This window comes from Kribbella sp. NPDC003505 (genome assembly GCF_040610875.1).
Lineage (GTDB): Bacteria > Actinomycetota > Actinomycetes > Propionibacteriales > Kribbellaceae > Kribbella.
On sequence record NZ_JBEXNA010000007.1, the window covers coordinates 55,115 to 77,878 of the forward strand.

Below are 22,764 nucleotides of genomic sequence, written 5' to 3' on the forward strand. Positions count from 1 at the left end.
CGCCAGTGTTTACGGATGAGCGCTGGCGCGCCACTGGCCCGGGCCCGGGTGGAACGGGGTGCGGGCGTTGCGCCAGTACGTCGACCAGTTGCTGGCTCGGTCGGTTTCCGGCTCGGCGGCCGGTGCGGCGGCGCGGGCGGCGATCACCGTGATCAGGGCCGCGAGTTCTTCAGGCGTCGGGTCGCCCTTGACGATCTGGATCACAATGGAATGTTCCCATGCTTCTTGGGGGGCAGGGTGTCTCGTTTGGTGCGGAGGAGGCGGAGGGCGCGGACGATTTCGGCGCGGGTTTCGCTGGGTTTGATCACCGCGTCGATGTAGCCGCGTTCGGCGGCGATGTACGGGTTCGCGAGGTGGTCCTCGTACTCGGTGATGAGTTGCTGCCGGCGGGTGTCCGGGTCCTCGGCGCCGGCCAGTTCGCGGCGGTAGAGGATGTTCACCGCGCCCTGGGCGCCCATCACCGCGATCTGTGCGGTCGGCCAGGCGATGTTCATGTCCGCGCCGAGGTGCTTCGAGCCCATCACGTCGTACGCGCCGCCGTAGGCCTTGCGGGTGATCACGGTGATCATCGGGACGGTCGCCTCGGCGTAGGCGTAGATCAGCTTGGCGCCGCGGCGGATGATGCCGTTCCACTCCTGGTCGGTGCCGGGCAGGAAGCCGGGCACGTCGACGAAGGTGAGGATCGGCAGGTTGAACGCGTCGCAGGTGCGGACGAACCGGGCCGCCTTCTCGGAGGCGTCGATGTCGAGGGTGCCGGCGAACTGCAGCGGCTGGTTCGCGACCACGCCGACCGGGCGGCCCTCGACCCGGCCGAAGCCCACGATCATGTTCGGCGCGAACAGCGTCTGCACCTCGAGGAAGTCGCCGTCGTCGACGACCGCCTCGATCGCGGTGTGCATGTCGTACGGCTGGTTCGGCGAGTCCGGGACCAGGGTGTCGAGCGCGAGATCGGTCTCGGTCGGCTCCAGGTCCGCGGGCGCGTCGTACACCGGCGGGTCCTCGAGGTTGTTCTGCGGCAGGTGACCGACGAGCGCCTTCACCCACTCGATCGCGTCCTCCTCGTCGGAGCCGAGGTAGTGCGCGTTGCCGGACTTGGTGTTGTGCGTCCGGGCGCCGCCGAGCTCCTCCTGGGTGACGTCCTCGCCGGTGACGGTCTTGATCACGTCCGGGCCGGTGATGAACATGTACGACGACTCGTCGACCATGACCGTGAAGTCGGTGACCGCGGGGGAGTAGACCGCGCCGCCCGCGCACGGGCCCATGATGAGGGAGATCTGCGGGATCACGCCGGAGGCGCGGACGTTGCGGCGGAAGATCTCGCCGTACAGGCCGAGCGAGACCACGCCCTCCTGGATCCGGGCGCCGCCGGAGTCGTTGATGCCGATCAGCGGGCAGCCGATCTTCATCGCCAGGTCCATCACCTTGACGATCTTCTCGCCGAAGACCTCGCCGAGACTGCCGCCGAAGACGGTGAAGTCCTGCGCGAACACGCACACCTGACGGCCGTCGATGGTGCCGAACCCGGTCACCACGCCGTCGCCGTACGGGCGGTTCCCGTCCAGGCCGAAGCTCGTCGACCGGTGCCGGGCGAACTCGTCCAGCTCGGAGAAGGAGCCCTCGTCCAGCAGCAGCTCGATCCGCTCGCGGGCGGTCTTCTTGCCGCGCGCGTGCTGCTTCTCCACCGCGCGCTCCGACCCGGCGTGCACGGCCTCGTCGAGCCGGTGCTCGAGGTCCGCGATCTTCCCGGCGGTGGTGTGGATGTTCACGGTCTCTCCCATGAATGGGCAGCCTACGCGCCAGTACGCCGTACCGCCTGTGACCTCGCTCGCAGACCCCTGACTGAACCGCTCCGGGGATAGGTTTCCGGCGTGGCTGCCGTCGACAGACTCGTCCAGCAGGTGACCCGGCTCGTCGAGAGGGACACCGTCGACGGTGTCGCTTCAGGACGGCCGCCCGAGCTGAGCGAGGGGCACGTGGAGATGCTCCAGCCGCTGGCCGACAACCTCGACCTGCCGGGTCGGCTGGCGACGACGCTCCGGGTGGTCTCGAACCACCAGGACGGCCGCTGGTACGACCGCCGCGAGGACGCCCGCGCCGGGCTGACCGAACTGGTCGCGCTGTGTGCGAACTCCCTCGAGCCGGACCCGTCACTGCCGCCGCCCGTCGACGCCAGGGCGCGGGACCGGCTGGCCGCCGCCGTCAGCCGTGCGTACGCCGCCAACGCGACACCGCGGCTGGTCGCGGACCTGTTCACGGACGGACGGCCGGACGACCTCGGGCGGTTCGCGCTGCCGCAGCTCGAAGGGGACGTCGCGGCGGCCCGGGCGATGGCGATCGCGATCGGCGCCCGGACCGCGACCCGGGAGGAGGACGTCCTGCGGAAACTCGTTGCCGAGGGCCACGGCGGGGCGGCGTACGCGGCCGCGGGAATGCTGCTGGACGACCGGCTCGACTACCAGCGGCTGCCGGCTGAGCAGCAGCCGGGGATCCGCCGGCACCTTGCCCGGAGCATCGAAGCCGGCTTCGCCACCCGGGACATCAGGGAGGCCAAGCAGCGGGAGTTCACCGAGGAGCTGGAGAACCGGCGCGAGGACGTCACGGGCGGCGCGGAGACGATCGACGACGCCAGCAAGATGGCCACCGAGGAACTCGGCAAGCTGAACGGGTTCCTGGCGGACATCGACTACTGGCAGCGCTCCGTTGAACCGCAGCTCGACGAGGTCCGCGGGATCGTCGCCGAGCACCTCGTGTCCCGGGTGGAGCACCATGCCGGGATCCAGACCGATCTCAGTGCCGCCCAGGTGACGTCACCCGCTGCGGCGACGACCGCCGCGGCGCAGACGATGGTGACGGCCTCGTCCATCCCGGCCGCGAGCCGTCCGGAGGCGGCCGCTGCCACCGCCACCATGCTGAGCGAGGGCTTCGACGAACTCCCCGCGCTGGTCGCCGGCTGGCAGGCTGACGGCGCGAACGTGAGCCGCCGGGCAGAGCTGTACGGCGCCACCCTCGGCGACCGGACCCTGACAGCTGTCCGCGCCTTCGAGCAGCAGCCGCCCAACCCCAACGGCACGGCCCTGAACCGCGAGCAGGCCGGCCCGGCGGCGTTCGCGGCCGATCCGGCGATCCCGCCGCTGCGCCGCATCCACGCCGGCGAGACGCGCCGCGCCGACGAAGGCGCCGCCCGGCCGCGGACCGGAGGACCCGACGGCCTGACGAGATGATCAAGCCGGGCCGGCGCTGAAGAGCTTGGGCAGGCGGGCGGCCTGGGCGAGATCGCCGCGGACCGTGAGGCGTTGCTTGAGGACGGCCACGACCGGGTCCTCGTTGCCGGTGACGATCCGCAGCAGCGTGGTGGGGTCGGTGCGGATCGAGATGTCCGGGGGAGTGGGGCCCGGCGGCACCAGCTTGCACCGGCCGTCGTGGACGCGGGTCCGGTACTCGTCGACCGCGTCCGGACGACCGGCCCCGCCCGCGCCGGTGATCTGCCAGCTGATCACAGCGTCGAACCCGGCGGCCCGGGCGGGTCGGAGGTACTCCGGCATCCGGCGAAAGATCTCGCGCAACGCGATCTCTCGTACTCCCCCGATGAGTCGATGCCGAAGCTCCCGCTCCGACGTCCGGTCGACCAGCCGGGCGAGCTCGCTCGCGTCCAGGGCGGTGACGCCCTCGGACTCGAGCCAGCCGGCACTGCCTCGCTCGGTCATCGACCACCCCCGCGGCAGTTCGAAGGAACACTCGCCGGACATCCTTCGGCGCTTGCGGCGCCCATGCACGCACATCGCGGCACTTGGACCAGCGCCCACGATGCTCCGCATCGAGGCCACTGACCAAGCACCCCGATGCACGCACCTGGGCACCGCAATCACTCGAAGCCTGTCCGGCGAGTGTTCCTACCAGACCGTAGGAATTTCCTACGATGAGGTAGGTTTGTCAAGTGGTCGAGGATGCTGAGAAACGCCGGCGCGCGCGGCACCTCGGTCCTGAGCGCCGCCGGCCGATGATTCTGGACGCCGCGCTCGAGGTCTTCAACGCCAAGGGGTACGCCGGCACGACGATGCAGTCCGTGGCGGACGCGGCCGGCGTCACGAAGCCGGTCGTCTACGACTCGTTCGCGAACCGCGACGAGCTGCTGCTCGCCCTGCTGGCCCGCGAGGAGCAGCACCTGGTCATCTCGATCGTGTCCGCGCTCCCGGCCGACCCGACCGTCGGCACCCCCGAGGAGCACGTCCTGGAGGGACTGACCGCCTTCCTGACCGCGGTGCAGAAGAATCCGCAGTCCTGGCGGATCGTGTTCGGTGCGCAGTACGGCGCCGCGCCGGTCGTCTCGGAGCGGGTCCGCGGCGCCCGGGCGTTCCTGGTCGAGAGCTTGCGGCTGACCCTGCTGCAGTCGTTGCCCGGCGTCACGGATCCGGACGCGAACCTCCCGGTCCTGGCCGAGCTGCTCGCCTCGATGACCGAGGCGTGCGCGCGGATGCTCGTGATCGACGGCACCACCCGCAGCCCCGCCGAGCTGGCCCGGACCGTCTCCCAGGTCGTCGGCGGCGGATTCGGCGGCGTCTGACCGACCTGTCCGGCGTACATGGCGTACATGGCGTACATACTGTGAAGTAGCTGAACAACCGGTCACGATCGGCTTCCAGTGGGCGGACTCGGCAGCGTGGACGGGCGTCCGCCGATAGGGTGGGCGAACGTGAGCGAGACCGGTAGTGAGACCCGTACCCGTGCGCGGTTCGAGGTGCCTGAGGAACTCAGGGCCGACGTCCGCCTGCTCGGCGAGATCCTCGGCAAGGTCCTGGTCGAGTACGCCGGTCAGCCGCTGCTCGACGACGTCGAGAAACTGCGCGAGCTGACCATCGCCGGCGACGGCGCCGCGGCCGAGGAGCTGGTCGCCTCTTGGCCGCACGAGCGCGCCGAGGACGTCGCCCGGGCGTTCACCTGCTACTTCCACCTGACGAACCTCAGCGAGGAGCTGCACCGGGCGCGGGTCCTGCGGGAGCGTGACCGGGCCGGCAGCGAGGCCGTCGTGTCGGAGCTGGCCCAGGCCGTCGAGCAGATCTCCCGCGACAGTGGCGAGCAGCAGGCCCGCGCACTGCTGAACGGCCTCGAGTTCCGCCCGGTGCTGACCGCGCACCCGACCGAGGCCCGGCGCCGCGCCGTCCTCGCGACGATCCGCCGGATCACGTCGTTGCTCGACGAGCGGCACGACCCGCGCGCCGGCGACAGCGACCTGGCCGAGAACCGTCGCCGCCTGGTCGAGCAGGTCGACGTCCTGTGGCGTACGTCGCAGCTGCGCACCAGCCGCCCGTCCCCGCTGGACGAGGTGCGGTCGGCGATGGCGGTGTTCGAGGAGACGCTGTTCACCGTCGTCGGCAACGTGTATCGGCGCCTCGACGACGCGCTGGCCGGTGACGCGGCCGGAACGCGGACGCCCGTGGTGGCGCCGTTCGTCCACCTCGGGTCGTGGATCGGCGGCGACCGCGACGGCAACCCGAACGTCACCGCAGCGATCACCCGCGAGGCGATGCAGATCCAGGCCGACCACGTGCTCCGCGCACTGGAGCAGGCCACCGAGGCGCTCGGCCGCGCGCTCACCCTGGACGCCGCGACCACACCGCCGTCGGCCCCGGTGCGCCGCATCCTGGAAGACGCGCGAGCGGTCAACCCGGACCTGATCACCGACATCGAGACCCGGTCGCCGGCCGAGCCGCACCGGCAGCTCCTGCTGCTGGCCGCGCGCCGGCTGGCCGCGACCCGGTCCCGCGACGCCGACTTCGGGTACCCGCGGGCCGCCGACTTCCTGCACGAGCTCAAGGTCCTGCAGGACTCGCTGGTGACCGCCGGCGCTCCGCGCCAGGCGTTCGGCGAGCTGCAGCAGCTGATCTGGCAGGTGAACACGTTCGGGTTCCACCTGGCCGAGCTGGAGATCCGCCAGCACTCCTCGGTGCACGCCAAGGCGCTGGAGGAGGTGCTCGGCGGCGGCGAGCTGTCCGACCAGACGGAGGAAGTGCTGGCGACGCTGCGGGTGATCGCGCAGATCCAGCAGCGCTTCGGCCCCGAGGCCTGCCGCCGGTACGTCGTGTCGTTCACGCGCAACGCGGGCGACCTGGCGGCCGTCTACGAGTTGGCCGACGCGGCGCTCGACGGGCGGCCGATCGAGCTCGACGTCGTACCGCTGTTCGAGACCGGAGAGGACCTGCAGAACTCGGTCGAGGTGCTCGACAACGCGATCCAGCTCACCCGGGTCCGGCACCGGCTCACCGCGAACGACCGGCGGTTCGAGGTGATGCTCGGGTATTCCGACTCGGCGAAGGACGTCGGCCCGGTGTCGGCGACGCTGGCGCTGTACGACGCGCAGGCCCGGATCACCGCGTGGGCGCAGCGCAACGCGATCCGGCTGACGCTGTTCCACGGCCGGGGCGGCGCACTGGGGCGGGGCGGCGGCCCGGCGAACCGCGCCGTCCTCGCGCAGGCTCCCGGATCGGTGGCCGGGCGGTTCAAGCTCACCGAGCAGGGCGAGGCGATCCCGGCCCGGTACGGGAACGCGGCGATCGCGCAGCGGCACATCGAGCAGGTGACGGCGGCGACGCTGCTGGCCTCGACCCCGGCCGTCGAGGAGCGGGCCGCGGTGGCGGCCGAGCGGTTCGCGGTGATGGAGAAGACGCTCGACGAGGCCGCGCGGACGGCGTACCACCGGCTGGTGAAGGCGGACGGGTTCGCGGAGTGGTTCAGCACCGTGACGCCGCTGGAGGAGCTGGGGCAGCTGCCGCTCGGGTCGCGCCCGGCGCGCCGTGGCGTCGCGGTGTCCTCGCTGGAGGACCTCCGGGCGATCCCGTGGGTCTTCGCGTGGTCCCAGGCCCGGGTGAACGCACCTGGCTGGTTCGGTCTCGGTACGGCGCTGGCCGCGGTCGGTGACGTCGACTTGCTGCGGGACGCGAACCAGAACTGGCCGCTGTTCCAGGTGATGCTGGAGAACGCGGAGATGTCGCTGGCCAAGACGGACCGGCGCATCCTCGGCCGCTACCTCGAGCTGGGCGACCGGCCCGAACTCACGCAGCAGATGCTCGACGAGCACGAGCTGACCACCGAGTGGGTGCTCAAGGTGCTCGGCCAGGAGCGTCTGCTGCAAGGGCGGCGCGTGCTGGGCCGAGCGGTCGAGCTGCGCAACCCGTACGTCGACGCGCTCAGCTACCTGCAGCTGCGGGCGTTGCGGACACTGCGTACCGACGACTCACTGGACGAGGAGCAGATCGTCCGCACCCGCCGGCTGCTGTTGCTGACCGTTTCGGGTGTCGCCGCCGGCCTGCAGAACACCGGCTGATGTTCAGCGACCTGGACCGGCCCCCGCTGGACGAGAAGTTCCTGCGGGGGCGGCTGGTGCGTCCCGGTGCACTGTGGACGCAGATCGACGTACTCGCGGAGACGCCGTCGACGAACGCTGTCGTGGCGGCTGCGGCCGCGGCCGGTCAGCCTGAGGGGCTGGTCGTCGCCGCGGAGTACCAGTCGTCGGGGCGCGGGCGGCTGGGGCGGACGTGGACCACTCCACCGCGGTCTGCGTTGCTGATGTCTGTCCTGCTACGTCCGACCACGGTCGATGCCGCGCGCTGGCCGTGGCTGGGGTTGCTGGTGCCGCTGGCTGTTGCCACCGCGGTGCGGGACGTGGCCGAGGTGCCGGCGCAGGTGAAGTGGCCCAACGACGTACTGGTCGAGGACCGCAAGCTCGCCGGGATCCTGCTGGAGCGGGTCGAGGGCCCTGCAGCGGTGGTTGGTATCGGCCTCAACGTGACGTTGCGGGAGTCCGAGAAGCCACATGAGGCAGCCACGTCGCTCGCCCTCGAGCAGGCGGCAACCACCGACCGAGTCACGGTCATGGCGGCCGTACTGCGCGAGCTCGCCTCCCGGTATCAGTCGTGGGTCGACGCCGACGGCGATCCAGCTGTCGTACTTCCGGAGTACCGGAAGCTGTCCGCGACCCTCGGGCAGGCGGTCCGGGTGGAGTTGCCCGACGGTACCTTCCTCGAAGGCACAGCCCGCGACCTGGCCGACGACGGCCGGCTCATCGTGGACTCGCCCGAGGGCCCGCGTCCCCTGGCAGCAGGCGACGTAACCCACGTACGCCGAGCCTGACCACCTGCGCCGGGCCGGGGTGCTAACTGCGGCGTGCTGCGTCGCCAATGGTTCGGGCGCCGTCAGGCCGGTGCACGATCTCGATCCGGTCGCCGGCGCACACTCGGCCCGGCTGGAGGACCTTCAGGTAGGCGCCGACTCGGCCTGTCTCGGCGAACCGGTGGTGGAAGCGTTTGATCTCCATCCGCCCCGACAGGTTGCCGCACGGTGTCCGTGGGGAGCGGACCTCGACCAGGATCCCGCCGATCGTCCACTGTTCCCCGATCAGCGCCCCGGTGATGTCGAGGCCCCGTGTGGTGAGGTTCTCGCCGAAGAGACCCGGCGGGATGTCCCGGTCCAGCTCGGACGCCCACCACTCGGCGTCCTCGGCGGCATACGCGTAGAGCGCCTTGTCCGGCCCGCCGTGGTAGCGCGTGTCGCACTGCCGGTCGCCGGCCAGTCCGAGCTCGCCGACCTCGACCGCACCATCCACCGGCCGCTTGTCGATCGCCGTCCACCGCGTCGGGCCGCGGATCAGCTCGTGCACGACGTTCACCGAGACCAGCCGCGCGCTCATCGGCTGATCCAGCGGATCGGATCGCCGCTGTCCAGGTCGTCGCACCCGGCGTCGTGCAACGCCCCGGCGACCAGCGTGCGCCGGTACGACGCGAACGTCAGCACGTGCGCGATCATCGCGCCGGCCGAGTACACCTCGACGGTCTCGCCCGGGCACACGATCAGCTCGTCCAGCCGGTTCGCCGTACACAGCTCGCCGACCTCGCCCGCGAACGCCGGCCCGGCCTCGTCCAGCCGGCGCCGCATGCTCTGCACGCTCTCGCCCTGCTCGACGGCGAAGTCGTACGGCGCGCCGGTCAGGTTCGCGTGCCACATCCCGAGCTGCCCGACCAGCCGCGACAGCAACGACCGCAGGGTCGGGTCGTCGTCGATTCCTTCGACCGAGATCTCGATCGGCCGGTCGAGCTGCTCGTCGGTCAGCGCAGCGGCCTGCCGCAGCATCTGCCCGAGCAGCCAGACGTGATGGTCAACCATCGTCCGGATCAGATCCATCGAACTCACCTCGTCCCTGGCCGGCACCCGCAACCCGTTGGGCGGGTGGAAATGAAGGCCACTGGGCGCGTCCAGGCGGATCCGGTCCGGCCGCCCGCGCCACTGCGCGGGAGGTACGCCGTACGCGCGGCTGAAAGCCCGGGTGAACGCCTCGTGAGACCCGTACCCGGCCTCGACGGCGACGTCCAGGACGGTCCCGCCGCCGGTCAGCAGGCGGTACGCCGCCCGCTCGAGCAGGATCCGCCGCCGCAACTGCGCCGGGCGCTCACCCGCCGCGGCCTCGACCAGCCGGTCCAGGTGCGACCGTGACAACCGCACTCTGGCCGCCAGTTGGACCGCCGTCGCCTCGTGCTCGTCCAGCGCGTCGGCGAGGACGTCGACGAAGGCGGCGAACACGTCAGTGGTCATGCCCACCATCGTGCCGCCGCCGAGGTCGTCGTACTTGATCGTTTTCGCTCTACCTGAGGTTCTACTCGGTGAAGATCTTCGCCGCCGTGATCAGGGTCTCGATCACGCCGTACCCGAGGAGCACAGCGACCAGGAGCCAGGAGATGACCAGGCGTGGGGTCTGGTTCATGACGTCGCCTCCAGCGTGGACTCGGACTTCTCGTGGAACCGTTCGGAGACGGAGCGGATCAGCAGGTTCGCGACGAACCCGACGGCCAGCACGCCGACCATCGTGAACAGCGCCGGCCGGTACGCCGCCGCGGTCAGCGTGCCCGGCTTGCCCTCGCGGTCCAGGAACCCGTTGATGATCAGCGGACCGGCGATCCCCGCCGCCGACCATGCGGTTAGCAGCCGGCCGTGGATCGCGCCGACCTGGTAGGTGCCGAACAGGTCCCGCAGGTACGCCGGAACCGTGGCGAACCCGCCGCCGTAGAACGAGATGATGACCGCGGCCAGCAGCACGAACACCACGGTGCTGCTGTCTCCGATGCTCGCCAGCAGCGTGTACGCGATGATCCCGACGCCGAGGTACATCGCGTAGATGGGCTTGCGGCCGATCACGTCGGACGTCGAGGACCAGCCGAAGCGGCCGGCCATGTTGAAGATCGACAGCAGACCGACGAAGCCCGCGGCGGCCGCGACGGCGACGCTCGACTTGCCGCCATCGCCGCGGAAGAAGTCCTGGATCATCGGGCTGGCCTGCTCGAGGATGCCGATCCCCGCGGTGACGTTGCAGAATAGGACGACCCACAGCAGCCAGAACTGCGGTGTCTTGATCGCGTTCGCCGCCGAGACGTTGCCGGTCGTGACGAGCGCCTTCTGCCGGACGGCCGACGAGTCGAAGCCCTCCGGCGCCCAGCCGTCGGCGGGGACGCGGATGGTGAAGACCCCGAACATCATGATCACGAAGTAGCCGAGGCCCAGCGTCAGGAACAGCCCGACGAGTGCGCCGCCGCCGGCCACCGACGTACTGACGTTGGGGTCGTAGCCGGCGTCGTACAGCCCGAGCAGTTGCCGGGACAGCGGGCTGGCCACCAGCGCGCCGCCGCCGAAGCCCATGATCGCCAGGCCGGTCGCGAGTCCCGGGCGGTCCGGGAACCACTTGATCAGGGTCGAGACCGGCGAGATGTACCCGATCCCGAGGCCGATACCGCCGATCACGCCGTACCCGAGGTAGACCAGCCAGAGCCGGCCGGTCCCGATGCCGAGGGCACCGACCAGGAACCCGGTCGCCCAGAAACAGGCGGCCACGAACATGGCTTTCCGTGGGCCGTTGCGCTCCACCCAGGTGCCGCCGACGGCGGCGGACAGGCCGAGCATCACGATCGCGATGCTGAACACCACGCCGACAGCGGTCTGGCTGCTGTCGAAGTGCTTCACCATCGAGGTCTTGTACACGCTGGTCGCGTACGCCTGGCCGATGCACAGGTGTACCGCGAGCGCGGCCGGCGGGATCAGCCAGCGGCTGTACCCCGGCGGTGCGACGGTGTGTTCCCGGTCGAGTATCGACAAGACTGCCATCACGGCTCCTTCTCGTCCCCCAGCTGATAACCCCTCGCGCATCCTGGCTCACTGTATGCATTTTGTGAAGTGTTAAACCTCTTTGCCGCCCGATCGTGCCCGCGGGAGTGCCCTCGATCGTGTCGGGAGGGGACAACCGAACCCGGGACCTGTGAGACTGGGCCCATGGCGATCTCGGCGAAGTTGTTGGGTGAGGACGAGTACGTCGTCGTCAGCACCCGGACGCACTGGAAGGCGCTGATCGGCCCGGTGTTCCTGCTGCTGGTCGTGGCGGCCCTCGGTGGGTTCCTGGCCGCGATCGTGCCGTCCGGCACGGTGCAGACGCCGGCCCGGATCGCGATCCTCGCGGTCGGCGTGGTGGTCCTCGCGACGTTCGCGCTGAAGCCGTTCCTGAACTGGTTCTTCTCGACGTACACGATCACCAACCGGCGGCTGATCACCCGGCACGGCATCCTCACCCGGACCGGCCGCGACATCCCGCTGATGCGGATCAACGACGTGTCCTACGAGCACGGCCTGGTCGACCGCCTGCTCGGCTGCGGCACGCTGCACATCGAATCCGCCGGCGAACGCGGTCAGGTCGTGCTCCCCGACGTACCGCACGTCGAGCACGTCCACCTGCAGATGTCCGACCTGCTGTTCGGCGGTCCCGAGGGCCGGCCCGGCGACGGCATCCTCGAGGACGAGCAGCCGCCGGAGCACATGCGCCGCCGCCCGCAGCCGCAGGAGCAGCAGCCGCGGACCGACGACGGCACGATCTTCAGCTCGGACGACGACCGCTAGAAGACTTCCAGGCTGACCGGTGCGACCGGCCAGCCGAAGGCTGCTGTCGCGCGGGCGAGGGCGCCTGGCGTGTGTTCGGTGACGCGGCCGGTGGCGGCGAACTCGCTGAGCGGGCGGCCGCCGAGGTAGGCGGCGCCGAGTTCGGTGATCGACAGGCTCAGGTCGGGCGCGTCGTCCGTACGGTCACAGCTGACGTCCGACCCGTCGGCGGTCACCCGGAACCGGCCGGTGTTCGACTCGGCGAGGTGGTCGGACACGTCCAGCACGACGTCGAGCGGTACGGCGTACCGACGCTGCCGGAGAGCCCGCGGTACGTCGGTCACGCGCAGCCACAGCGATTCGCCGATCCGGCGCTCGAGCGCGGACGGATAGCTGACGAGCTGCTGGAGCGGCTCGTCCACGGCGGCGTACTCGTAGGTGAGCTTGGCGCTCAGGTCCATCGTCAGCAGGTGCTGCCAGAGCGCCTTGTACGCCGGGAGCTCGGGTGCGACCAGCTCCTCGACGGACACCTCGTACGCCGGGCCGGTCGGTCCCCAGATCATCTTGCCCCGCCACAGCGCATACCCGTCGATGCTTCCGGTCTCGTCGCGGTGCGCCAGGATCCGGCGCTCGGTCCGCCCGCCCCGATCGTCCGGCTTGTCCTGGAGGCGGGCCTGCCAGCGCCGGTCGGACCGCCCGGACACCCCGGATCGTTGCGTCTGCAGCCTGCGCAGGATCGCCGGCAGTTCCTTGAGGGCCTCGTCCACGGTGAGGACACCGAACTCGCCCGGACGGATCCGGTCGTTGGGCGGACCAACACGGTGCAGGTCGACGGTGTACTCCACGCCCCACGCGGCCGCGGCGTACCCGAATCGCCCGTAGATCGCCGGCTCGCTCGCCCACAGTACGGCGATCGCCTCCGGCACTTCGCGCAACTGCCGCCCGATCAGCTGAGACATCACTCCGCGCCGACGGTGGGTGGGCTGCACGCCGACACCGGTCACGTGCGCAGCGTCCACCACCGCACCAGGCACCGACAACTCCCGCGTCAGGGCCCTGGTCGTCCCGATGATCTCGCCACCGTCGGTCGCGACCAGCGCCCGGTCCGGTTCGAACAGTTGCTGCCACAGCTCGTCCGGCTTCGGGTCGAACATCATCGCCCCACCGAACACCGCCTGCACCGCGCCGTACTCGCCGGCCTGCGCCGCCCGCACCTGGATCTCGCTCATCCCCGCATCTTCACATGCCGTATCGACAACCGCCGCCGATTTAGGACCATCAAGGTAGGTAGAAGGGGGTGGACCAATGATCAAGCCACTCGCAACAACCGCGGCGGCCCTGCTCGCCGCAGCAACCCTGGCGCCGGCCGGTACGGCGTCCGCCACATCGACCACATCGACCGCATCGACGGACAGCTGCGGTCTGTCGGCCTCGTCGGTCACCGCGGCAGGTGACCACAACAACATCGGCATCCTGTCCACCAGGCCGCCCACGGCGACCGGCCAGGTGCTCGGGCGTGCAGCGTTCGCGCCGGGCCGGGTGAAGGTGATGGCCTCGATGTCGGTGCTCATCGACCAGGGCCCTGACGGCTCTCAATACGCCGTGTACGGCTACGTCGTCATCGGCGACGCGCTCTACCAGGCGGGGTACGACGCGCACGGCGACGGGATCATCGACAACCCTCCGGCGGCCTTGCGGCGGATCGGTGGCGGCTGGGGGAACTTCACGACGGTGGAGGAAGCCGAGTACCAGGGGCCGACCCAGGGCGGCGTCTCGCGCTGGAACGTCTACGGCCTGCGCAGTGACGGCGTGCTCTTCCGGTGGAGCGTCAGCAGCAAGGGGGTCTGGCGCAGTACCGGGTCCGCGCCCGGCTTCAGTTCGGTGAAGTCGATGGCACTGGTCAGCAAGTCGGCGACCTACGACACCTTCGTCGCGAACACCCGCGGCGGTGCGCTCTACACGATCCACATTCCGACCAGCTCACCGATGAAGCCGGTGGTCAAACCGGTCCGCACCCGCACCTGGCAGGGATTCGAAGCCTTGCTCGCCATGAAGTGCGGCGTCTACGGCACGCTCCTGCTCGGCATCGACAAGGACACCGACTCGGGCTACCTGTACGCCGTCGGGCGCTTCACGGGGACCAGCACGGTGATCCAGTCGGTGGGCAAGGTCCCCGCAACCTTTGCCGACAACGTCTACGCCCGGCTGAAGGACCCGGGCGGGCCCTTGAACGGCGAGTGACTCAGCGAACGACGGGGAGGTCGCCGGTCGACTCCCCGTCGAGCTCGGCGGGGGAGTCCGGGGCCGGGGTGTGTTCGACCTCGTCGAGGGCGATCTCTTCCCTGAAGACGAACTTCCGGTACGACCAGAAGCGGAACAGGGTGCCGAGGCCAAGGCCGATGAAGTTCGCCGCGATGTTGTCGGACAGCCAGGTGTGGAGGTCCAGCACGTACCGCGAGAAGGCCAGACAGCCGGCCGCGATCAGCAGGCCGATCCCGTTCAGCACGAAGAACAGCACGTACTCCCGGTGCAGGCCGCTGCGCTCCCGGTGCCGCCAGGTCCAGTACCGGTTGCCGAAGTACGTCACGATCGTGGCGACCGTGGTCGAGATCAGCTTCGCGGTCAGCGGCTTGTGGTGCAGCATGCCCTCGCCCGAGTCCGCGAGGACCAGCGGGTTGTTGAACACCAGCCAGTTGTAGATCGGCAGGTCCACGACCAGCCCGAGGACACCGACCAGACCGAACTTGGCCACTTCGTGCACCAGGTGCTGGAACTGGTGGTAAAGCTTGGTGACGAGCTTCAACGGGGTTCGGAACCTTCTGTGATCACACCGCGACGGGAGGGCAGCTTCCCACGGTACCCGGCGACCGGTGCTACCCCGAAATCGCCCGCGCGCCCCCGAGTGTCAAACCTGGCCGCCGTCCGGCCTGTGATGTATGGACATTAGGCTCACCGCTGTGAAGTTCGATCGGAAGGACCTCCCCGCCGGTACGCCGGTGGTCGGCATGGTTGGTGGCGGGCAGCTGGCCCGGATGACCCAGGAGACGGCCGTCGCGCTCGGCATCCAGCTCCGGGTGCTCGCGGAGGGCACGACGGTGTCGGCGGCCCAGGCGGTCGCGGACGCGCCCGTCGGCGACTACCGCGACCCGGAGACGGTCCGCCGGTTCGCCGCCGAGGCGGACGTGGTGACGTTCGACCACGAGCACGTCCCGACCGACCTGCTGCACGCGCTCGAGGCGGACGGGGTCGCGGTCCGGCCCGGCCCGGACGCGCTCGTGCACGCCCAGGACAAGGCCGTGATGCGGGCCCGGCTCGACACCTTCGACGCGCCGTCGCCGGCGCACCAGGTGGTCGCGAGCGCCGCCGAGGTCGAGGACTTCGCCAAGCGGGTCGGCGGCTTCCCGGTCATCCTGAAGACCACCCGCGGCGGGTACGACGGCAAGGGCGTGTGGTTCGTCGACGGCCCGGACGACCCGCAGATCACGACCGCGTTCCGCAGCGGCGTACCGATCCTGGCCGAGGAGAAGGTGGACTTCGTCCGCGAACTGTCCGCGATCGTCGCGCGCTCGCCGCACGGGCAGGCGGTCGCGTACCCGATCGTCGAGTCGGTGCAGCGCGACGGCATCTGCGTCGAGGTGACCGCGCCCGCGCCCGGCCTGGCGCCCGAGCGCGCCGCCCAGGCGCAGCAGACCGCGCTCCGGATCGCCGGCGAGCTCGGCGTGGTCGGCATCCTCGCGGTCGAGATGTTCGAGGCCCGGGACGGGCGGCTGCTGGTCAACGAGCTCGCGATGCGCCCGCACAACACCGGCCACTGGTCGATCGACGGCGCGGTCACCTCGCAGTTCGAGAACCACCTGCGCGCGGTGCTCGACCTCCCGCTCGGATCACCCGCCGCGCGGGCGCCGTACACCGTGATGGTGAACGTGCTCGGCGGTGACGTCGAGGACATGCACCGCGGCCTCCTGCACTGCATGGCCCGCGACCCGGGGCTGAAGGTCCACTTCTACGGGAAGTCGGTGAAGCCGGGCCGCAAGGTCGGCCACGTCACGGCGTACGGCGACGATCTCGAACAGACCCGGGAACGCGCGCGGCACGCGGCGGCGTACCTGACCGGCACCATCGACGAGTAAGGACGAGCAAGGGTGAACGTGTCCGTTGGGATCGTGATGGGGTCGGACTCCGACTGGCCGACGATGAAGGCCGCGGCGGAGGTCTGCGCCGAGTTCGACGTGCCCTTTGAGGCAGATGTGGTCTCGGCGCACCGGATGCCGACCGAGATGATCGACTACGGACGGTCAGCGCACCAGCGGGGCCTCAAGGTCCTGATCGCCGGCGCCGGCGGGGCCGCGCACCTGCCCGGGATGCTCGCGTCGGTGACGCCGCTGCCGGTGATCGGCGTCCCGGTACCGCTGAAGTACCTCGACGGGATGGACTCGCTGCTGTCGATCGTGCAGATGCCGGCCGGGGTTCCGGTTGCGACGGTCTCGATCGGGAACGCTCGGAATGCAGGACTGCTGGCGGTCCGGATCCTGGCGGCTTCCGACGAACGGCTGCGGGAGCGGATGATCGGCTTCCAGGAGTCGCTCGCGGAGGTGGCCCGGGGGAAGGGCGGCACGGTGCGTGACGGGGCGGCAGAGTTGCGTAAAGGTTGAGGTCTGGACTGGTTTTCCACAGGTCGGGGGCGGGTAGTCGTGAGATCCCATTGGTTGTCGTCTAAGGTCGTCGATCGTGACTCCGCCCACTGACTCGGACACGCAGCGCATTCCGGTCCGCTACTGGATCTGGCTGTTCGGCGCTGCCGTGTCCCTCCTCGGCGATCTGACGATGTCGTTCGCCATCGGCTGGTCCGCCACCCGCCACGGCGGCAGCGTCGCCGGCCTCATCCTGCTGCTCGCCGCCGCCCCGAGAGCGATCCTCCTGCTGATCGGCGGAGCCGTCGGCGACCGGTACGGCGCACCCCGCGTCCTGCTGGTCAGCTGCACCGCGATGTTCCTGGTCACCGCGGCCCTGGTCCCGGCGACCCGCGCCGTGGGCGAGCCGGTGTGGCTGCTGATGATCCTGGCCGTGGTGGTCGGCGTGATCGACGCGTTCTTCCTGCCCTCGTCACGCGCGATGCCGCGCCTGCTCGTGCCCGCACCCCAGGTCCCGCGCGCACTGGCGAGCTTCCAGGTCACGGGAGTCGTCTTCGCGGTCACCGGTACGGCGGTCGGCGGCGTCCTGGTGAACTGGGCCGGCCTCACCGCCGCAGCCGCCTTCGACGCGGTCACCTTCGGCATCATGATCCTGGTGCTGTACCTGTTGCGGGGCACCACCACCCCGCACGGGTCGCGCCGGAGCGGGATGTTCCGCTCCATCGTGGACGGCGTCCAGGCCGCGTTCGGGCGTCCGCTCACGCGGGCGCTGCTGATCACGATGACCCTGGCGGCGGGTCTGCTGATGCCGATGGACGGGCTGCTGCTGCCGTTGCTGGCCCGCGATCACCACTGGGACGCGCAGACGGCGGCCATCCTGATCGCGACCCGGAGCATCGGCGTCGGCATCGTGTCGGTCCGCATCCTCGTGCGCGGCGCCTTCCAGCGTCCCGGGATCGTCGCGATGCTCGGCCTGTTGTTCGCCGCGTTCGGCTTCGCGGGCCTGTCCGTGTTCGACACCTTGCCGCTGGCCATCGCCGCGGCCGTGGTCAGCGGCATCGGCGTCGGCACCTTCACCGGGCACATCCTGCCGCTGCTGATGAACTCGGTGGAGAGCGAGTACCAGTCGCGGCTGCAGTCGGTCGTCGTGCTCTGCCAGAGCCTGGCCCTGGTCGTGATGAACCCGGTCCTCGGCACCCTCGCCGATGTCCAGGGGATCCAGATCACCGGTGTCTGCCTCGCCATCGGCGTCGCGATCACGCTGATCGGCTTGGTCGCGCTCAGCCGTCCGGTGATCCGGGACGCCCGGGTGTCCTGACCGCTACGGCCTGCCCGGGGCCCGGTAGGTCCAGCCGGCCGCGCGCCAGGCGGCGGCGTCGAGGTTGAGACGGGCGTCGACGACGACCGGGGTGCTGACGACCTGGCTCAGGGCGACCGGGTCGAGCTCGCGGAACTCGGGCCACTCGGTCAGGTGCAGGACGGCGTGGGCGTCGCGGCACGCCTCGATCGCGGTCGGGGCGTAGCGCAGCGTCGGGCGGACCTTGCGGGCGTTCTCCATCGCCTCCGGGTCGTAGACCGTGACGTTCGCGCCGTGCAGCTGGATCCGGCCGGCCACGTCGAGCGCGGGCGAGTCGCGGACGTCGTCCGTACCGGCCTTGAAGGCGGCGCCCAGGACGGTGACGTTCTTGCCGATCCATTCGCCGCCGAGGGCGTCGTGGGTGACGTCGACGATCCGGCCGCGGCGGTGGTGGTTGATGTCGTCGACCTCGCGCAGCAGCGTGATGACCTCTTCGACGCCGAGCTCGCCGGCGCGGTGCATGAACGCCCGCAGGTCCTTCGGCAGGCAGCCGCCGCCGTACCCCGGGCCGGCGTTCAGCATGCCGCGGCCGATCCGCTTGTCGTACCCGAGCGCGTCGGCCAGCTGGGTGACGTCGGCGCCGGTCGCGTCGGCCATCTCGGCGAGCGCGTTGATGAACGAGATCTTCGTGGCCAGGAACGCGTTCGCGCCGCCCTTGACCAGCTCCGCGGTCGGCAGGTTGCACACGACCACCGGCGAGCCCTCCGCGATCGGTGTCGCGAACACCTCGCGCAGCCGCGCCTCGGCCGCCGCGGACTGGACGCCGAACACCAGCCGGTCCGGATGCAGGGTGTCGTCGACGCCGTGCGCCTCGCGGAGGAACTCCGGCTGCCAGGCGACCTCCACCGCCGCACCGGCCGGGGACTCGCTGTGGAAGCGCTGCTCGAGGACCTTCGACGTACCGACCGGGACCGTGGAGCGGCCGACCACGAGCGTCGGCCTGGTCAGCAGCGGCGCCAGCATGTCGACGACCGAGTGCAGCTGGGACAGGTCGGCGGCCTCGCTGCCCTCCAGTTGCGGGGTGCCGGCGCAGATGAAGTGCACGTCGGCCCAGTCCGCGATCTCGCGGTAGTCACTGGTGAACCGCAGCCGGCCGGAGTCCACGTGCTTCTTCAGCAGCGGGTCCAGCCCGGGCTCGTAGAGCGGCGCCTTGCCGTCGTTCAGCAGCTTCAGGCGGTGCTCGTCGATCTCGACCCCGATCACGTCGAAACCGAACTCGGCCATCCCGGCGGACGTGTTGCAGCCGAGGTAGCCGGTGCCGATCACGGCGATCCGGAGCGGACGGGGCGTCGCTTCACTCATGTCGGGGACTCTACCCATCGTGGTTATCGGCCGGTGACCGGCTCATGTATGGCCTGTGCGTACTTGGTCACTTTCGGGGTACGACGTCCTGCCGGCGCGCGTTGTTCGTCGTACTGTGTGACTCGTGAGTAACTCATTCGAGCTGTACGCGCTGTCCGAGGAGCACCAGGCGATCCGCGAGGCCGTTCGCGACGTCTGCGACGCCAAGGTCGCCCCGCACGCCGGGGACGTGGACGAGCTGGCCGAGTTCCCGAAGGCGTCGTACGACGCGCTGAAGGCCTCGGACTTCCACGCGCCGCACATCCCGGAGCAGTACGGCGGTGCGGGCGCGGACGCGCTGGCCACGGTGATCGTGATCGAGGAGGTCGCCCGGGCGTGCGCCTCGACCTCGCTGATCCCGGCCGTCAACAAGCTCGGCTCGCTGCCGCTGCTGCTGTCCGCGTCCGAGGAGGTCAAGCAGCGCTACCTGCCGCCGGTCGCGGCCGGCGACTCGATGTTCTCGTACTGCCTGTCCGAGCCCGAGGCCGGCTCGGACGCCGCCTCGATGAAGACGCGCGCGGTTCTCGACGGCGACGAGTACGTGGTGAACGGCGTGAAGCGGTGGATCACGAACGCCGGTGTCAGCGACTTCTACACGGTGTTCGCGGTCACCGACCCGTCCGCGCGCTCCCGGGGCATCTCCGCGTTCGTCGTGGAGAAGTCCGACGAGGGCGTGTCCTTCGGCGCGCCGGAGAAGAAGCTCGGCATCAAGGGCTCACCGACGCGCGAGGTGTACTTCGACAACGTCCGGATCCCGGCCTCGCGGCTGATCGGGGAGCCCGGCACGGGCTTCAGCACCGCGATGGCGACGCTCGACCACACCCGGGTGACGATCGCCGCGCAGGCGCTCGGCATCGCGCAGGGCGCGCTCGACTACGCGCTCGGCTACGTGAAGGAGCGCAAGCAGTTCGGCAAGGCGATCGCGGAGTTCCAGGGCCTGCAGTTCATGCTCGCCGACATGGGCATGAAGATCGAGGCCGCCCGGCAGCTCACCTACGCCGCGGCCGCCCGCTCCGAACGCGGCGACAGCGACCTCACGTACTTCGGCGCCGCCGCCAAGTGCTTCGCCTCCGACGTAGCCATGGCCGTCACCACCGACGCCGTCCAACTCCTCGGCGGCTACGGCTACACCCACGACTACCCCGTCGAACGCATGATGCGCGACGCCAAGATCACCCAGATCTACGAAGGCACCAACCAGGTCCAGCGCATCGTCATGGCCCGCCAACTGCTGAAGGGCCTCAGCTGAGCCTGTCGTCCGGTACGGCGTCGTAGTCGTGAAGTTCAGGGCCGCCGACCGCGCGTTCCACCAGCGCGGTGATGGCATCCATGTCGGGCTCCGGGCTCGGCTCGCCCTCCGGGCCGGCGCCGGTGAGCATCTGGACGTGCATCCGGCCGATCTCCTGGTTGTCCTCGACGTACGCGCGCATCCGCCGCTCGTACCCGAGGAACCCGGCCGCCGGGTCCCAGCCGGCCGTGGCGAGCTCTCCGGCCAGCATGTACGCGCCGACCAGCGCCAGTCCGGTGCCCGCGCCGGACATCGGTGACGCGCAGTACGCCGCATCGCCGAGCAGCCCGACCCGCCCGCCGGACCAGCGGTCCATCACCACTTGGGCGACCTGGTCGAGGTAGAAGTCGGGCGTGTCGTCCAGGTGCGACAGGATGCGCGGGGTCAACCAGCCGACACCGGCCATCTGCTCGCGCAACAGCCGTTTCTGGGCCTCGATGTCGCGGTAGTCGACGTCGAAGCCGGGCGACGGGAACGAGAGCATGGCGATCGCGCGGGTGGCGTCGGGAACGGGCCGCAGGCCGGCGGAGCGGCCGGCCTCCTGGTAGTCGAGCATCCAGCGGTCCAGCCCGAATTCGTTGGGCACCGTGTAGAACGCCAGTACGAGACCCAGGTGCCGGACAAAGCGCTCGCGAGGCCCGAAGACCGTCCCGCGCAGCGCCGAGTGCAGCCCGTCGGCGCCGATCACCAGGGCGAAGCGCCGCCGGACGCCGCTCGCGAAGGTGACGTCGACTCCGTCCGGATCCTGGCTGAGCTCGGCGATCCGGTCGCCGAAGATGTACTCGACGCTGTCGCGCGTGTCGTCGTACAGCACCTGGGAGAAGTCGCCGCGGAGGATCTCGATCTCGGAGATGTACCCGTCGCCGTCGTTGTCCTCCGCGCGGAAGGTCTCCAGCACGTTCCCCTCCGCGTCCACCGTGTACGCGCCGGCGGTGTCGGTGCACGCCGCGCGCACCGCAGCGTCCAGCCCCATGCGCCGGATGACCTCCTTGGCCACCCCGCGGGCGTCCACGGCCTGCCCGCCCGGCCGTAGCCCGGGCGCCTGCTCCACGACGGTCACCTCTGCACCCCGCCGGCGCAACCAGTGCGCCAACGCCGGCCCCGCGATACTCGCCCCCGACACCAACACCTCGACGCTGGTCATCGTGCCCCCTGTTCATCCGGCTGAGGTTGAGCCGACCTCGCGACCGCCGCGTCCCAGCGGTCGCCGAACGGTCGGCCAAGGTGACGATATCCGCCGGTAGGACGACGTCCGGAACAGCGCACCGGTCGGCCTGTCAGCCGGCGACCTCGTCCGACGGGGGGACGGCCACGATCTTGCCGTGAATCTGTCCGGCCTCGGCCTGCTCGTGGATCGCGGGCAGCTCACTCAGCGGCACGCGGCGGGCGATCTCGACGTGCAGGTCGCCACTGTCGACGAGGCCGACGAGGTGCGAGAGCACGTCCGCGTCGGGGTGGACGAAGATCGTTGCCGCGCGCACGTTTCGCTTCTCGTCGCCGGGTGTCGGCACGGTCGGTGTCGTGGAGACGACCACGCCGCCGTCGCGAACCCGTGCGACCAGGGCGGCGAACCCGTCGGGTGTGATCGGGGCCAGGTTGAGCAGTACGTCGACGGGCTCGGTGACCGCACCGAGTACCGAGGTGACCGTGTGGTCGATGATCTCGTCCGCGCCGGCCGCCTTCACGATCTCGGTGCTGCGCGGGCTCGCGGTGGCGATGACGTGCGCGCCGGCGCGCTTGGCCAGCTGCACGGCGTACCCGCCCACCGGACCCCCGGCGCCGTTGATCAGCACCCGCTGACCGGCCTCGAGCTCGCCGGCCTCGAAGAGCGCCTGTGAGGCGGTGAGACCGACCGACGGCAGCCCGGCGGCATCGGCGAGCGGGATGCTCGCGGGAGCCTTCACCAGTGCGTCGGCCGGGGCGACGACGTACTGCGCGGCCGAGCCGTCGGCGTGCATCGGGATGAAGCCGACGACGGCGTCGCCCACGGTGAGACCGTCGACCCCGTCGCCGAGCGCGTCGACGGTGCCGGAGACGTCGTAGCCCGGGATGTGCGGCAGCATCACCGGGATGGGCAGGAATCCGCCGCGGATGCCTCCGTCGGCCGGGTTGTACGCCGACCCTGCGACCTGGATGCGTACCTCGCCCGCGCCGGGGACCGGCTGGTCGGCGTCTTCGTAGCGCAGAACCCCTGGGTCGCCCGTTGCGTGGAACCGTACTGCCTTCATGATGCTTCCCTTCCTATG

Annotated in this window: 21 protein-coding genes; 10 read left to right on the top strand and 11 right to left on the bottom strand. The window is 70.5% G+C overall.

Going from position 1 to position 22,764, the window contains the following annotated elements:
* Window positions 1-9: 9 nt before the first annotated feature.
* On the bottom strand, window positions 10-204 hold the full coding sequence (locus ABZX12_RS24170; protein WP_355696492.1) for an acyl-CoA carboxylase subunit epsilon: 195 nt from the start codon (window positions 202-204) through the stop codon (window positions 10-12).
* Entirely contained in the window at window positions 201-1,778 is a 1,578-nt protein-coding gene (locus tag ABZX12_RS24175; RefSeq protein WP_355696494.1) for an acyl-CoA carboxylase subunit beta, read from the bottom strand. Before ABZX12_RS24175 ends, ABZX12_RS24170 begins: the two co-directional genes overlap by 4 nt.
* 90 nt (window positions 1,779-1,868) lie before the next feature.
* Here ABZX12_RS24175 and ABZX12_RS24180 point away from each other — a divergent pair, with 90 nt between their 5' ends.
* Window positions 1,869-3,221: a hypothetical protein gene (locus tag ABZX12_RS24180; RefSeq protein WP_355696496.1), complete on the top strand. Its 1,353-nt coding sequence runs from the start codon at window positions 1,869-1,871 to the stop codon at window positions 3,219-3,221.
* Here the strand turns inward: ABZX12_RS24180 and ABZX12_RS24185 are convergent, their stop codons facing one another.
* Window positions 3,222-3,704 (bottom strand): SCP2 sterol-binding domain-containing protein, encoded by a 483-nt coding sequence (locus tag ABZX12_RS24185; RefSeq protein WP_355696498.1) that lies wholly within the window; start codon window positions 3,702-3,704, stop codon window positions 3,222-3,224.
* Window positions 3,705-3,934: 230 nt separating this feature from the next.
* Here ABZX12_RS24185 and ABZX12_RS24190 point away from each other — a divergent pair, with 230 nt between their 5' ends.
* From ABZX12_RS24190 to ABZX12_RS24200, 3 genes are all read left to right on the top strand, one after another.
* Complete coding sequence (locus tag ABZX12_RS24190; RefSeq protein ID WP_355696500.1) at window positions 3,935-4,561, top strand: TetR/AcrR family transcriptional regulator; 627 nt, start codon at window positions 3,935-3,937, stop codon at window positions 4,559-4,561.
* A 129-nt stretch (window positions 4,562-4,690) separates the two neighbouring features.
* Entirely contained in the window at window positions 4,691-7,318 is a 2,628-nt protein-coding gene (locus tag ABZX12_RS24195; protein ID WP_355696502.1) for a phosphoenolpyruvate carboxylase, read from the top strand.
* Window positions 7,318-8,124: a biotin--[acetyl-CoA-carboxylase] ligase gene (locus tag ABZX12_RS24200; protein ID WP_355696504.1), complete on the top strand. Its 807-nt coding sequence runs from the start codon at window positions 7,318-7,320 to the stop codon at window positions 8,122-8,124. Before ABZX12_RS24195 ends, ABZX12_RS24200 begins: the two co-directional genes overlap by 1 nt.
* Before the next feature lie 22 nt (window positions 8,125-8,146).
* On the opposite strand, the gene ABZX12_RS24205 is transcribed toward ABZX12_RS24200, so the two are convergent.
* From ABZX12_RS24205 to ABZX12_RS24215, 3 genes are all read right to left on the bottom strand, one after another.
* Entirely contained in the window at window positions 8,147-8,680 is a 534-nt protein-coding gene (locus ABZX12_RS24205; RefSeq protein ID WP_355696506.1) for an MOSC domain-containing protein, read from the bottom strand.
* Window positions 8,677-9,579 carry a helix-turn-helix transcriptional regulator gene (locus ABZX12_RS24210; protein WP_355696508.1) on the bottom strand — a complete coding sequence of 301 codons (903 nt, stop codon included), beginning with the start codon at window positions 9,577-9,579 and terminating at the stop codon, window positions 8,677-8,679. Before ABZX12_RS24210 ends, ABZX12_RS24205 begins: the two co-directional genes overlap by 4 nt.
* Window positions 9,580-9,744: 165 nt before the next feature.
* The gene (locus tag ABZX12_RS24215) at window positions 9,745-11,139 is read right to left on the bottom strand and encodes an OFA family MFS transporter (RefSeq protein WP_355696510.1); all 1,395 of its coding nucleotides are present in this window, start codon (window positions 11,137-11,139) and stop codon (window positions 9,745-9,747) included.
* 165 nt (window positions 11,140-11,304) lie between these two features.
* Here ABZX12_RS24215 and ABZX12_RS24220 point away from each other — a divergent pair, with 165 nt between their 5' ends.
* Window positions 11,305-11,922 (top strand): PH domain-containing protein, encoded by a 618-nt coding sequence (locus ABZX12_RS24220; protein WP_355696512.1) that lies wholly within the window; start codon window positions 11,305-11,307, stop codon window positions 11,920-11,922.
* Here ABZX12_RS24220 and ABZX12_RS24225 read toward each other — a convergent pair.
* Window positions 11,919-13,130 (bottom strand): GNAT family N-acetyltransferase, encoded by a 1,212-nt coding sequence (locus ABZX12_RS24225; protein ID WP_355696514.1) that lies wholly within the window; start codon window positions 13,128-13,130, stop codon window positions 11,919-11,921. The genes ABZX12_RS24220 and ABZX12_RS24225 overlap by 4 nt on opposite strands.
* Window positions 13,131-13,206: 76 nt before the next feature.
* Between ABZX12_RS24225 and ABZX12_RS24230 the strand changes: the two genes are divergently transcribed.
* Window positions 13,207-14,142, top strand: coding sequence for a hypothetical protein (locus ABZX12_RS24230; RefSeq protein WP_355696515.1), 936 nt, complete (start codon window positions 13,207-13,209; stop codon window positions 14,140-14,142).
* A 1-nt stretch (window position 14,143) separates the two neighbouring features.
* Here ABZX12_RS24230 and ABZX12_RS24235 read toward each other — a convergent pair whose 3' ends face one another.
* A complete protein-coding gene (locus ABZX12_RS24235) occupies window positions 14,144-14,704 on the bottom strand; it encodes a GtrA family protein (protein ID WP_355696517.1) in 561 nt (186 codons plus the stop codon).
* 154 nt (window positions 14,705-14,858) lie between these two features.
* Here ABZX12_RS24235 and ABZX12_RS24240 point away from each other — a divergent pair, with 154 nt between their 5' ends.
* From ABZX12_RS24240 to ABZX12_RS24250, 3 genes are all read left to right on the top strand, one after another.
* Window positions 14,859-16,031 (top strand): 5-(carboxyamino)imidazole ribonucleotide synthase, encoded by a 1,173-nt coding sequence (locus tag ABZX12_RS24240; protein WP_355696519.1) that lies wholly within the window; start codon window positions 14,859-14,861, stop codon window positions 16,029-16,031.
* Window positions 16,032-16,043: 12 nt separating this feature from the next.
* Window positions 16,044-16,553, top strand: coding sequence for a 5-(carboxyamino)imidazole ribonucleotide mutase (gene purE, locus ABZX12_RS24245; protein ID WP_355696521.1), 510 nt, complete (start codon window positions 16,044-16,046; stop codon window positions 16,551-16,553).
* 76 nt (window positions 16,554-16,629) lie between these two features.
* Entirely contained in the window at window positions 16,630-17,850 is a 1,221-nt protein-coding gene (locus tag ABZX12_RS24250; protein WP_355696523.1) for an MFS transporter, read from the top strand.
* 3 nt (window positions 17,851-17,853) lie between these two features.
* Here ABZX12_RS24250 and ABZX12_RS24255 read toward each other — a convergent pair whose 3' ends face one another.
* Window positions 17,854-19,191 (bottom strand): UDP-glucose/GDP-mannose dehydrogenase family protein, encoded by a 1,338-nt coding sequence (locus ABZX12_RS24255; protein WP_355696525.1) that lies wholly within the window; start codon window positions 19,189-19,191, stop codon window positions 17,854-17,856.
* Between the two features lie 124 nt (window positions 19,192-19,315).
* Between ABZX12_RS24255 and ABZX12_RS24260 the strand changes: the two genes are divergently transcribed.
* Complete coding sequence (locus ABZX12_RS24260; RefSeq protein ID WP_355696527.1) at window positions 19,316-20,479, top strand: acyl-CoA dehydrogenase family protein; 1,164 nt, start codon at window positions 19,316-19,318, stop codon at window positions 20,477-20,479.
* Here ABZX12_RS24260 and ABZX12_RS24265 read toward each other — a convergent pair.
* Window positions 20,472-21,662: an FAD-dependent monooxygenase gene (locus ABZX12_RS24265; protein ID WP_355696528.1), complete on the bottom strand. Its 1,191-nt coding sequence runs from the start codon at window positions 21,660-21,662 to the stop codon at window positions 20,472-20,474. The genes ABZX12_RS24260 and ABZX12_RS24265 overlap by 8 nt on opposite strands.
* 133 nt (window positions 21,663-21,795) lie before the next feature.
* Window positions 21,796-22,746 (bottom strand): NADP-dependent oxidoreductase, encoded by a 951-nt coding sequence (locus tag ABZX12_RS24270; RefSeq protein WP_355696530.1) that lies wholly within the window; start codon window positions 22,744-22,746, stop codon window positions 21,796-21,798.
* Window positions 22,747-22,764: the final 18 nt, after the last annotated feature.